The organism is Chryseobacterium gambrini, from assembly GCF_900156825.1.
Lineage (GTDB): Bacteria > Bacteroidota > Bacteroidia > Flavobacteriales > Weeksellaceae > Chryseobacterium > Chryseobacterium gambrini.
The window spans coordinates 73,859-86,567 of the sequence record NZ_FTOV01000001.1; the positions used below are offsets into that span (position 1 = coordinate 73,859).

Consider the following 12,709-nt stretch of genomic DNA (forward strand, 5'->3'; position numbering starts at 1 on the left):
TCTAAAATATAAAAAGATATATTGTTAAGATAATTTCTGAGAATCTGCAACAAACTGCGCCAATCCGCTGTCTGTTAAAGGATGTTTCAGTAAACTCAAGATCGGAGGAAGCGGTGAAGTAATCACATCTGCTCCAATTTTAGCACAGTCGATAATGTGCATCGAATGACGGATAGAAGCTGCTAAAATTTCAGTTTCATACATATAATTATCAAAAATCAATCTGATTTCCTGAATTAAATTCAATCCGTCAGTTGAAATATCATCCAGTCTTCCCAGGAAAGGAGAAACATAAGTTGCACCTGCTTTTGCAGCCAAAAGAGCCTGTCCCGGAGAGAAAATCAGCGTACAGTTCGTTTTGATTCCTTTATCTGAAAAATATTTTAACGCTTTAATTCCGTCTTTGATCATCGGAATTTTCACCACGATATTCGGGTGGATTGCTGCCAATTCGTCCCCTTCTTTAATCATTTCTTCATACGTTGTAGAAAGAACTTCCGCAGAAATATCTCCGTCTACAATTTCGCAGATGGCTTTGTAATGATTTTTAATTGCTTCAGCTCCCTGAATTCCTTCTTTTGCCATTAAAGATGGGTTGGTTGTTACCCCATCAAGAATTCCAAGATCTTTCGCTTCTTTTATTTGCTCTAAATTAGCAGTGTCAATAAAAAATTTCATTTGTTTTACAGATTTATTTTGTACAAAGATAATCATTCCTTTTTGAGTGGAAAATTAATTAAAGATGAGATTCCGCATTCAGGAAGAGTTTCTGTTAAAACAAAAGTGAATAGTAGAGAATTACAATTCCCATCCTTCGGAGGGGTGGCAAAAAATCAAAGAATTTTTGACGGGGTGGTTAAAGATTTACAGTTTTAAAATAATCACTAATTTAGTTAGCAATAAAGTAGTAATGAAAAACCATTTCACCGCGAAACTTGAAATTATCGGGATTAATCCGTTTGTTTTTCTTCCTGAAGAAATTCTTGCCGCCGTATTTGAAAGCTCTGGCAAAAATAAAAGTCCGATTCCCGTAAAAGGAACAGTGAACGGCAAAGAATTTAAGCAGAATTTAATGAAATATAAGGGAGAATGGCGTTTGTATATTAATGTAACCATGCTAAAAGATTCACCAAAAAGAATTGGCGAAACACTTGATATTTTTATTGAATATGATGACTCCGAGAGAAAAATTTCTATGCATTCTGACTTGGAGAAAGCCATCAACGAAAATCCAATTGCCTTAAGAAACTTTGAAAAATTAAGCTCTTCAAGAAAATCAGAACTGATAAAATATATCAATCATCTGAAAACTGAAAAAAGCATCCAGAGAAATATTCAGAAAATCATTCAGCATCTGAAAGGAGAAACAGACTTTTTCGGCAGGAAAATTTAATAAAAAGAAAAAAGATCCGAAGACAATTTCTTCGGATCTTTCACAACTATGAATTTAAAGCTTTGCTTAACTTTACAGCATCCTGATTGGTAGGATCGTACTGTAAGGACTTAGCAATATGCTCCTTTGCTTTATCAGGATTGCTCTGCTGTTCGGAGAACGCTACGTAAAAATATGCGTATGCCAGATTTTTCTTATTCTGTTCCACCTCTTCAGGCTTTACCGTTGCAATATACTTTTCATAAGCCAGTTTTGCATTGGCATCGTCTTTCGCAGACTGATAGGCATAAGCCTGACTATAATAAGATGGCGCCCAATCCGGTACTAAAGCCGAAATCTTTTTCCATGTATCAATTGCGTTTGTCCAGTCTGAAGCATCCTGATACGCTCCGGCTAATTTTGCCAAAGCTTCGGTATCTTTCGGGTTGGCTTCGATCTGTTTTTTTAGACCGTCAATCGTTGGATTTCCTGTCGACTGAGCGGTTGTTGTGGTTGTTTTTGCAGCAGCTGTACTGTCTGTCTGTGTCGTCTGCGCATTTACAAAACTTGCGGTTCCTATAAACATCAAACCTAAAAACAGGTTTTGAATATTACTTTTAATCATTTTCATAATCTTACATTTTTCAAGTTGATAACTAAAGTTCAATTATAATTCCATAAACGATTAAATTTTAGAACCTTTAAACTTTTTTGGAAAATATTAACGGGATTCTATGTTTTTTTATCATTATTTTTGATTCGCTGCAGATTCGGTTATCTTTGTAAAACAACGATCATAAGACAAATTATCCGTTATGAATATCATTTTGGCATCAACTTCCACACTCTTTGGTGGAGCATATCTGGAATATCTGAGAGAAGAATTAATCAAATTATATGATGGAATCGACGAAATCATTTTCGTGCCTTTCGCCAGACCGGGCGGAATTTCTCATGACGATTATACAGCAAAAGCACGTTCTTTTTTTGAAACCATCCATATTAAAGTGAAAGGTCTTCATGAATTTGAGGATAAAATACAAGCCATAAACAGTGCAAAAGCATTTTTTACAGGGGGTGGAAATACTTTTTTACTGGTAAAAACTTTACATGAAGAAGGCTTGATGAATGTTTTAAAGCAAAATGTTGAAGGCGGAAAGCCTTATCTGGGATGCAGTGCAGGAAGCAATATCGGCGGACAGAATATGAAAACAACGAACGATATGCCGATTGTATATCCTCCAAGTTTTGATTGTATGGGACTGGTTCCGTTCAATATCAATCCGCATTATCTCGATCCGAATCCTGAACTTAAACATAATGGTGAAACCAGAGAAACCAGAATCAAAGAATTTTTAACGCAGAATGATCTAAAAGTTGTCGGACTTCGTGAAGGAAACTGGATCAGAAGAATGGGCGATAAAATTACCGTTGAAGGAACCGAACTCACGAGAATCTTCGAAAAAGGAAAGGAACCTTATGAAATCGAATCCGGAACTGAACTGTAAATTTTATTTTAATTATATTTGAATTGAAGAATTTGATTTGTAATCATATGTAAATAAAATCAGATGCTTCGCAGGTTCAGCATGATATTTCTAATACTAACTGTTTTATTTCAACAGTTTATTTGTAGCAGTGTCATGCTGAGCTTGTCGAAGCACATCAATAAAGCGATCAAAAGAATAAAAATCAAAGATTTTTAAAAACTACGGTGAGCTTTTTCCATTTATAATGATCAGCTTTAAATAAAAGTTTAGTTCATCTTTTGTGACTTTTGCGGTTAAATAAAAGTTTAGACAGACTTAAAAATATGCTGAAAAAATAAAGCAGATGCTTCATTTCTAAAAAGACAATAAAAAGTTTATAAAAAAACGCAATGAAAAAGACATTGGCTGTTCTTACATTATCCACGCAGATTATTTTTGCCCAAAATATTACTCAGAAACTGGATGAAGCAACCAAAAATCTGATGAATTCTTCAGGGGCAATTTCGTCTAACTTATCATTTTATGTTTCCGATGAAAATGGAAATTTCATTTACGAATATCAGGGAAATAAAGGACTTTCCACAGCTTCTACGCAGAAAATATTTACTGCCGGAGCAGCTTTGGAGATTTTAGGAAAGAACTACACCTACAAGACTACTTCATCATATTCGGGAAATATTTCTGGTGGAAACCTGAACGGAAATCTTTTCATCAGCTCAACCGGAGATCCCACATTGGGAAGCTGGAGATATGAAGCCTATAAACCCGAAAATTTTAAGCAGAAATTAATCGATGCCATAAAAAAATCCGGGATTAAAAAAATTTCAGGAGATCTTGTGATCGACGATTCTTATTTTGATCATCAGACGATTCCGGGAGGATGGCCATGGAATGATCTTGGAAATTACTATGGAGCCGGAGTTTGGGGGATCAACTGGCGCGAAAATCAGTTCGATATCAATATCAACGGAAATGAATTCAAAAGCTTCTCTTATCCGCTTGAAGGAGTTAACTGGCTGAATGATCTTAAAGTGGGCGGAAGTTCAGATCAGAGTCTGATTTTTACGGCGCCGCATTCTGACGTTGCGCTGATTAACGGAACTTTACCCGCCAAAACGGTTACGGTTTCCGGTTCGGTTCCCAATCCGCCTTTGCAGCTTGGAGCGGAAGTGAAACAATGGCTGAAAGATTCGGGAATTGATTTTTCGGGGAAAGTGGTTACCAATTCCCAACTGGAAATTGAAGGAAAAAAAGCATTGCAGACTCCGAAAAATAATATTATTCTTACCTACGAATCGCCGACTTTGGATAAAATTATTTACTGGTTTCTGAGAAAAAGCATCAATTTTTACGGTGAAACTTTAATAAAAACGTTAGGAAAAGAGAAAAAAGGCGATCCAAGTTTTAAAAGCGGAGTAGCTTATTTAAAAGAATTCTGGAAATCAAAGGGAATCAACCCGAATATGATTAATTTTGCCGACGGAAGCGGACTTTCTCCGCAAAATTATGTTGCTGCGAAAGCAGAAGTTCAGGCTTTGCTGTACGCCAGAAAACAGCCTTGGTTTGAATCTTATTATGATGGTTTTCCAACACATGATAACGGCATGAAAATGAAAAGCGGAACGATGAGCGATACCAAATCTTATGCAGGATATCACACCTCAAAAGACGGAAAAAAATATGTTTTCTCCATTATCATCAACAATTATGAAGGAAGCGGAAGCACAGAACTGCAGAAAATCCTGAATGTTTTAAAATAAATTTGCCTTGAAGAAATCCATATTTGCAAGACTTAACAACTGGATTATTTTTACGCTGATGACAATTGTTGTCTTAACGATTGTTATTGCTTCTACGATCCTTTTTAATTTCCTCCGAAAAGAAGAAGTAAAACGGGTAGATATTTTAGTCACTGCGCTGAAATTTCAGCAGGAAGTAAAAGTTCCGAGTCTGGAAATTCAGGCATTGCTGCTGCAGATTTACAGTTCGAATACCACAATTCCGGTGATTATTCTCGATAAGAACGGACAGATTATCGAGCATAAAAATATTCCGCAGGATATTGAAAATAATTCTGCTGAAATTGTTGACTTGGCTAACAAAATGGCTAAAAATTATCCTCCGATCGAAATAAAAGTTCCCAATGCAAACAATCAGTTTGTATACTATGATAATTCCGAACTGCTGAATAATCTTCGGTATTCTCCCTATATTTTAGGGTTTTTCATTCTGTGTTATTTTCTTTTTTCATTCTGGTTTTTACGGACGATTAAAAAAACGGACGAAGGCTATCTTTGGGCAGGTCTTGCTAAAGAAACTGCACACCAGATCGGAACTCCATTATCTTCGATGATCGGCTGGATGGAAATTATGAAACTGGATACTCCGGATTCCGAAGGCGTTCATGAAATTGAAAAAGATATTGAGAGATTAAGAACGATTTCCGAGAGGTTTTCGAAGATTGGTTCTGTTCCGGAACTGAATGATAGGGATTTCAACGCGACCATTCAGGAAAATTACGATTATCTGAAAACAAGAATTTCAAGAAAGATCAATTTCGGACTTCACCTTCCCAATTACACGATTTTGGTTCCCCATAATAAAATCCTGATGAGCTGGGTGATTGAAAATCTGGTTAAAAATGCAGTGGATGCGATGAAAGGAGAGGGCTCTATTTCTATGTCGGTTTTAGAAAGAAATAAAAATATTGTTGTTGAAGTTCAGGATACGGGAAGCGGAATGACGAAACAACAGGCAAGAAATGCTTTCAAACCGGGTTATTCAACCAAGAAACGAGGTTGGGGATTGGGATTGTCTCTGGCAAAAAGAGTGATTCAGGAATATCACAACGGAGATATTAAAATTTCTCAGACGGAAATAGGAAAGGGAACGACTTTTAGGATTACGATTAAAAAAGGGTAAATTGTTTCAGGAATGTGCTGTGTAAAGTTTGTCATTCCGGAGGAATCTAAGCTGCGAAATTTATATTTTGATTTTTATTAACTGACAATTTTTCATTGAATATTTATAAGGAGTGACCTGAATTTTAGCCCTGATTGAAGCTTTGTCTGAGCTCATTTTGTGTATTTGGGGTTTGCGGCGGCGAAGCCGCCGCAAACCCCAAATACACAAAATAGCGAGTGCGGAAAGCAGGAAAAAGCTCCTGAAAATTAGCCATTATTTACAGCATTTACAAAGACTTCGACAAGCTCAGTCTGACAAAATTTCAAAATAGCAGTTGGATTTAGCAATGTCATGCTGAACTTGCAGAAACATCCGTTTGCTCAAAAACTCTTGCTGCCCACATTGACAGTAAAAAAGCGGAGAAAATTCCCCGCTTGATTACTAAGTCCTAATTTTAATCTTAGCTGCATTTATTTTTTTCCGGTTAACCACTGATCCTGTAATTTTTGTTCAGCGGCTGTTGGATTAGATTTGAACTGAAGCGTTTCGATCGTCATTTTATCCAGAATTGCTTTCCCTTTAAGATCGATTTTCTCTGTTTTGTCACCATTCTTTCTTAAAACGGTTACCGTTACATTTTGTCCTTCCTTTACAGATTTCGCATATTCTACAAACGACTGGATATTCTGAACATTGATGGTTTTTCCGTTCAGAGCAACGATTTTATCAGTGATTTTAAATCCGATGCTTTTTGAGAAAGGAGACAGGGCAGAACTTTCGTCGAATACAAAAGCATTGTCTTTATCATCAAAACCGGTCTGTTGAGGATCTTTAATGAACCAGAAGATTGGCGGAGTTTCCTGTTTTTTTGCTTCTACACCTACAAGACTCAGATATTGTGCATAAGGAGTCGGCTGATCTCCTGAAATGTATTTGTTATAGAAATCTTTTACCTGAGGATACCCTGTAACTGTTACCAGTTCGTCAATCAGTTTATCGTCTTTAAACGGTTTGTTTTCCCCAAATCGCTGAGACAGTTTTCTGATCATGTCACGATAGCCCATTTCTCCGTTGGACAGCTTTCTCAATTCGATATCCAGACACATCGCAAGAAGCGCACCTTTTTCGTAAACGTTTCTGTATTGGTCTTTGTATTCGTCTTTAAGAACATTTTTACTCATTACCGTAAAAGGCATCGTATCGTTATAGTTCTTGGAGTTGGCGATTTTTTCGCTCATTCTCTGAAGGAATTCATCTTTTGTGATCAGACCTTCCTGAATCTGGAATAAATTCGCAAAATACTCTGTTCCGCCTTCATACATCCACAAATGCTGAGACATTTTTGGATCTGCATAATCGAAATAGTGAATTTCTTCCGAATGCGTTTTCAGAGGATTTACCGTATGGAAAAACTCGTGAGAAACAACGTCTGTAATGGTTTTGTCAATGGCATCTTTTGGCATCATTTCAGGCAGGACAACACTTGTGGATTCGTGGTGTTCCAAAGCTCCGAAACCTTTGATATGCGGTTCTTCCATTCCCGAAAGATAAAGCATGATCGCATATTTTTTGTTGGTGTTCATGTCACCTAAGAATTTCTTCTGGGCAATCACCGTTTTCTCAAGATTTTCTTTGAAATCAGCGGCTTTGTATTTTCCTGTCGGAGAATAAACGCCCAATACAAGATCCATTCCTCCCGCATTAAACGTCACATAATCCGGTTTTGTGTACATTAACGGAGAATCGGTCACTTTTGCATAATTCGCTAAAGTATAGGTGTCTGTAGATTCAGATTTATCCTGATCTACCAAAGCGGTTGTTCCGTAGAAATCTGTCGGTTTCTGGATAACCAACTGATAAGGAACATCCTGCATATTATCGATGTAACCTATAAAACCGTGGGTATTGATCAGATAAACTTTTCCGGTTTCAATATCTGTTCCCGAAGGTGAAAATACCGCTTTGTGTTTGGAATCGTCCATTTCTTCATCGAAACTGTCATTCACAAGATAAGTTACTTTGCTTAAATTCTGAGCATTTTTCAGAGCGTAAGTGTTGTCATTTACTTTTGTGAAAGCAATCTCTTTTCCTTTGTTATCTAAAAATTTAATTCCTTCCACGAATCTTCCGTAATCGTCTACAGAATAAGTTCCCGGAACGGTTTTAGGAAAATGAAACTTCACGTCACCGGATTTCATTTTTGGGAATTCCATCGTTACGGCAACCTTATCGTCTTTTACATTTACCAGATCTATCGTAGTTTTTATAGACTGTGCATTTACAAAAAACGCAGCCAGTAATCCTAAACTTAGTGCTATTTTTTTCATTGAGTTCAAATTATATTCAAGTAGTTGATGAAAAACTGAATTTGTTACTTTAAAAGTTTTAAATTTTTGTTAAAATTTACAGAGAGTAATTAATTTAATACTGATTCCTGAATAAATGAAACAAAAAAGCAAAACCGAAAAATGATTTTGCCTGTATTATTAAGATTTTACTGTACCTTTTTATAATCAATGTAATAATTCTCGTTAAACTGTACAGGAGTTCCTTTTTTTAGCTTTACAGTCTGCCATTGCTCGGTTGGATTTATGGTTATTCCGTCAACAATGATTGGGAGCTTTAGATTCTTGATGATATTGGTGTAGCGGAATTTAAGTTCTTCGCCTTTCTGAGAATATTCCAGTGTCGGAATTTTTGTGGTTCTCAGATATTGATTGAAAACACTTGAAAAATCGATTCCGGATTTCTTTGAAATATAATTTTCGATCTGTTCGGTGGTAACCGTCTGATGATAAAAATCTTTATTGATTCCTCTTAAAATTTCTCTGAATTTCGCATCGTTATTGATGACCTGACGGATCGTGTGAAGCATACTTGCGCCTTTCGGATACATATCGCCGCTTCCTTCATTTCTTACGCCGTATTTCCCGATGATCGGAACATCATTCTGAATACCATTGCGGATTCCCTGTGCATAAATATCCGCAGATTTTTTGTCCATATATTTTTCGGTGAACAAGACTTCGGAGTACATCGTGAAACCTTCGTGTACCCACATATCTGCCTGATCTTTTGCTGTGATATTATTCGCAAACCACTCGTGTCCGCTTTCATGAACGATAATGTAATCCCAGTTTAATCCAACTCCCGTTCCGGAAAGATCCTGCCCCAGATAACCGTTTTGGTAAGCATTTCCGTACGCAACGTTACTTTGGTGCTCCATTCCCAAATAAGGGGAATCTACAAGCTTGTAAGAATCTTCATAGAAAGGATAGGGTCCAAACCAGTACTCAAAGGCTGAAAGCATGGGTTTTACCTGCTGAAACTGTTTTTTTGCTTTGTCTAAATTATAATCAATTACCCAGTAATCCAAATCCAGTTTCCCTTTTTCTCCGTTAAAAGTATCTTTGAAGTTCACATATTTTCCAATATTCGGAATGATAGAGTAGGCGTTAATCGGATTTTTAACTTCCCATGTGTAAGCCATTTTATCACCTTCTGCTTTTTTGCTTATTAATCTTCCGTTTCCAACCCCCACTAAATCTTTGGGAGTAATGATTTTCATCACAACGCCATTGTCGGGTTCATCATCCCAGATATCTTTGGTAGGAAGCCAGATAGAAGCTCCGATTCCTTCGTCGGCAACGCTCATCCACGGATTTCCGTTTTCATCTTTGGTGAAAACCCAGCCTCCGTCCCAAGGTGCCCGTTTTGCAATGGTTGGATTTCCGGAATAGGTGACGTCAATTGTATATTTTTCTCCTTTTTTAAAGCTTTTATTGGTTTTGATCCAGATAAAATCGCCGTCCTGTTTATATTCTGCAACCGGAAAACTGGCTTCCAATTTATCGGCTTTCATTGGCTGCTGCAGATCAATCTGAAACGTAGGATTGGTAACGTCTTTAATGATCTCAAAACTGATCTTGTTGTTTCCCTTAATACTTTTCTGAGTAAAATCAGGCTCTACGGTAAGGTCATATTTTTTGACGTCCCAAAAGTTTCGGAATTGTGTATTGGAACCTTTTAAGGTATCCTGTTTCGTGAAAACCTTATCTTTCTCGAAAAACTGTCCGAAAGAAAGACTTGCCGCAAACAAAAGCGTATATGAAAGTTTTTTCATCTGAATTAAATTATAATCGCTAAAATAGAAATTTAATAGACGTAAAATTCAGCTTATCTAAATTATTACGATCTTTTTAATTAGACGAAAGAAGTAAAAGTTTGTTACATTTTTTGTCGTTATCATTTCGTAATCAATGGTTTCCAAGTAAAATTCCCCTCCTCTGGAGGGGTGTCAAAAATTCTGAAGAATTTTTGACGGGGTGGTTAAAAAACACAATCCGCAAAAGACTTACTATCAATATTTTCAGAAACAATTCTTTTCCAGACAAAAACCCCAGCCGCGATTGCAGCAATTGTCTGAGCTCATTTTCAAGGTTCAGGTTTTGCGGCGGCAAAGCCGCAAAACCTGAACCTTGAAAATAGCGAGTGCGGAAAGCGCGATAAAGCTCCTGAAAAAGAAAAATCCCGCAGAAAATCTACGGGACTATATTTTAAATGAATAAAAATTATTTCTGAACTGTAGGTAAATTTCCAGCCGCTTTCTGAACTTTCTTATACGTATACGAACACATGATGATACTGAATTCGTACAGTAAAAGCAGTGGAAATGCTGCCATCAACATACTTAAAACGTCTGCCGGAGTGATAATTGCTGCAACTACCATGATTAAAACAATCGCATGACGACGGTATGTTTTCATAAAGGTTGGTGTAAGAATTCCGATGGTGGTAAGGAAATAAATAAGAACCGGAAAAAGGAAAATTACGCCCATTCCTAAAACAACCTGTAAAAACAGAGTCGTATAATCGCTTAAATCATAAAGCGGAATAATAATATCGGAGATTTTGAAAATAACCCCAAAATTAACGGCAAAAGGAAGAATTAAATAATATCCGCATAAAACGCCCGTCATGAATAAAATCCAAACCGAATTGATGATAAAGATTGAATTTTTTCTTTCATTCGGATGTAAAGCGGGGCTGATGAATCTCCAAAGTTCCCATACAATATAAGGAAAAGCCAAAACAATTCCTCCAAAAATGGAAACTGCCATCATCACATTAAACTGCTGGTAAAGCTTGCTTGCACGAACCGGAAAATCTTTCGGAAGGTGAATGCTGTCTTCGCCCAAAATCATTTTGGAAAAATGATTCACAATCTCAAAGGTGGCAAAATCATTTCGGGTAGGACCAAAGAAAACGTGATCCATAATCCAGTTGATATTGAAACCGATAATAACTGCAGCAATTATAATAGCGAGAATTGAACGGATGAGATGACCTCTTAGTTCACCAATATGTCCCCAAAAAGACATGTCTTTAGCATCACTCACAGGATAATATTTTTTTAAGATTTCAAATTTAGGAAAAAAGTTTCAGTAAAAGGAAGTTTAATATCAATACTGTGGACTAATTCTCTATTTTCATATCGTTGAGCAGATTTTTAGCAATTTTGCCGATTTCTTTCCATCGCTCATCCAGATTAAGGTCTACTTTTTCGAAAAACCATTCGTCCTCAGTAATTTTTGATACAGCCTCTTTAAATTGTAAAAGTTTAGGAATGGTTGCCACACCGATCAGGTTGTTTCTCAGCATAGTTTTGAAAATTTCTTCGGTAAAGACAAATTCTATATTTTCTTCAAGTCTTCTGAATGGAAAATCTTCCGAGGCATTAGTTCTGAATTTTTCGGCATCATAAGTACACAGGACTAAAACTTTTACCAATATATCATAATAGTCATTACTGTTTTCATCAAATGTATGTTCCGTGAAATAATTTATCTTTTGCTCTTTCTTTCTTGATACAGTATAAGTTCTGGGCTGGTCTGCGTGGTAATAGATATAATTTCTCAGGATATAAAATAAAAGACCTGCCAAAAGAAGTAAAAAATACATAAAAGAGATTAATTAATTCCTTCATCCAGCAATTTATGCAGATCGATAATTCCGAAATATTTTCCGTTTTCCGTTACCACAAGCTGTCCGATATTATTGTCCTTTAATATTTTCATGGCTTCTTTAGCCAAAGCGTTTCTCTCGATGGTCTTCGGATGCGCAGACATGATGTCTTTTGCCAGAACTTTCGCAATATCATCACCTTTTAAGAGCATTCTTCTCAAATCACCATCGGTAATGACTCCGATAATTTCGTCATTATTCGTTACAACTGTGATTCCGTGTCGGGAACCGCTGATTGAGATGATGACATCTTTTACCGTATCATTTTCTGTAACCTGAGGTTTTTGGGATGAAAGGAAATCATCTACTTTGGAAATTAAATTTTTACCCAGACTTCCTCCCGGATGAAATTTGGCAAAATCATTCGCCTTAAAATCATTCATTTCCATTAAAGCAATCGCCAAAGCATCTCCCAAAGCCATTTGCAGAGTGGTTGAACTGGTAGGCGCAAGTTTATTCGGACATGCTTCCTTTTCTACATACGTATCTAAAATAATTTCGGAAAATTCAGCAAGTTTACTGGATTTATTTCCCGTCATTCCTATTAATGCAGAAGAATAGTCTTTCAGGAAAGGAACCAGATTCACAATCTCCGGTGAATTTCCGGAATTTGAAATACACAACACAACATCCTGCTTCTGGATAACGCCCAAATCTCCGTGGATGGCTTCCGAAGCGTGTAAAAACTGAGAAGGGGTTCCTGTGGAATTCAGGGTGGCAACAATCTTATTTCCAACGTGCGCCGATTTGCCGATTCCCACCACGATAAGTTTTCCCTTGGCAGAATGAATAATTTCTACGGCTTTCGCAAAATCTTCATTGAGTCTGGATTTAAGTTTTTCTAATTCTGAAATTTCTATTTCTAACGTACTTTTTGCGATTGAAATAATGTTGGCTCTTTCCATTTTTACTTTTACAG

At 36.7% G+C, this 12,709-nt stretch carries 12 protein-coding genes; 5 read left to right on the plus strand and 7 right to left on the minus strand.

Annotated features, from left to right (window positions below):
• Nucleotides 1–24 precede the first annotated feature (24 nt).
• A complete protein-coding gene (gene fsa / locus BW951_RS00320) occupies nucleotides 25–678 on the minus strand; it encodes a fructose-6-phosphate aldolase (RefSeq protein ID WP_076389923.1) in 654 nt (217 codons plus the stop codon).
• Nucleotides 679–720: 42 nt separating this feature from the next.
• Between fsa and BW951_RS22595 the strand changes: the two genes are divergently transcribed.
• Both BW951_RS22595 and BW951_RS00330 read left to right on the plus strand, forming a co-directional pair.
• Nucleotides 721–876, plus strand: a complete 156-nt coding sequence (locus BW951_RS22595; protein WP_175608765.1) for a hypothetical protein — start codon at nucleotides 721–723, stop codon at nucleotides 874–876.
• A gap of 34 nt (nucleotides 877–910) precedes the next feature.
• Nucleotides 911–1,393, plus strand: a complete 483-nt coding sequence (locus BW951_RS00330; RefSeq protein WP_076389927.1) for a YdeI/OmpD-associated family protein — start codon at nucleotides 911–913, stop codon at nucleotides 1,391–1,393.
• Between the two features lie 46 nt (nucleotides 1,394–1,439).
• On the opposite strand, the gene BW951_RS00335 is transcribed toward BW951_RS00330, so the two are convergent.
• A complete protein-coding gene (locus BW951_RS00335) occupies nucleotides 1,440–2,003 on the minus strand; it encodes a hypothetical protein (protein WP_076389929.1) in 564 nt (187 codons plus the stop codon).
• Between the two features lie 184 nt (nucleotides 2,004–2,187).
• Between BW951_RS00335 and pepE the strand changes: the two genes are divergently transcribed.
• The 3 genes from pepE (at nucleotide 2,188) to BW951_RS00350 (ending at nucleotide 5,784) form a co-directional block, all read left to right on the plus strand.
• Entirely contained in the window at nucleotides 2,188–2,880 is a 693-nt protein-coding gene (gene pepE, locus BW951_RS00340; protein ID WP_076389931.1) for a dipeptidase PepE, read from the plus strand.
• Between the two features lie 371 nt (nucleotides 2,881–3,251).
• On the plus strand, nucleotides 3,252–4,622 hold the full coding sequence (gene dacB / locus BW951_RS00345; RefSeq protein ID WP_076389933.1) for a D-alanyl-D-alanine carboxypeptidase/D-alanyl-D-alanine endopeptidase: 1,371 nt from the start codon (nucleotides 3,252–3,254) through the stop codon (nucleotides 4,620–4,622).
• 7 nt (nucleotides 4,623–4,629) lie between these two features.
• Nucleotides 4,630–5,784 (plus strand): sensor histidine kinase, encoded by a 1,155-nt coding sequence (locus BW951_RS00350; RefSeq protein ID WP_228427448.1) that lies wholly within the window; start codon nucleotides 4,630–4,632, stop codon nucleotides 5,782–5,784.
• Nucleotides 5,785–6,236: 452 nt separating this feature from the next.
• Here the strand turns inward: BW951_RS00350 and BW951_RS00355 are convergent, their stop codons facing one another.
• The 5 genes from BW951_RS00355 to BW951_RS00375 form a co-directional block, all read right to left on the minus strand.
• Nucleotides 6,237–8,093, minus strand: coding sequence for a M61 family metallopeptidase (locus BW951_RS00355; RefSeq protein ID WP_076389937.1), 1,857 nt, complete (start codon nucleotides 8,091–8,093; stop codon nucleotides 6,237–6,239).
• Nucleotides 8,094–8,260: 167 nt separating this feature from the next.
• A complete protein-coding gene (locus BW951_RS00360; RefSeq protein ID WP_076389939.1) occupies nucleotides 8,261–9,889 on the minus strand; it encodes a M1 family metallopeptidase in 1,629 nt (542 codons plus the stop codon).
• Between the two features lie 448 nt (nucleotides 9,890–10,337).
• Nucleotides 10,338–11,165, minus strand: coding sequence for a twin-arginine translocase subunit TatC (gene tatC, locus BW951_RS00365; RefSeq protein ID WP_175608766.1), 828 nt, complete (start codon nucleotides 11,163–11,165; stop codon nucleotides 10,338–10,340).
• Between the two features lie 76 nt (nucleotides 11,166–11,241).
• The gene (locus BW951_RS00370; RefSeq protein ID WP_076389942.1) at nucleotides 11,242–11,727 is read right to left on the minus strand and encodes a hypothetical protein; all 486 of its coding nucleotides are present in this window, start codon (nucleotides 11,725–11,727) and stop codon (nucleotides 11,242–11,244) included.
• Nucleotides 11,728–11,735: 8 nt separating this feature from the next.
• Nucleotides 11,736–12,695: a KpsF/GutQ family sugar-phosphate isomerase gene (locus BW951_RS00375; protein WP_076389944.1), complete on the minus strand. Its 960-nt coding sequence runs from the start codon at nucleotides 12,693–12,695 to the stop codon at nucleotides 11,736–11,738.
• Nucleotides 12,696–12,709: the final 14 nt, after the last annotated feature.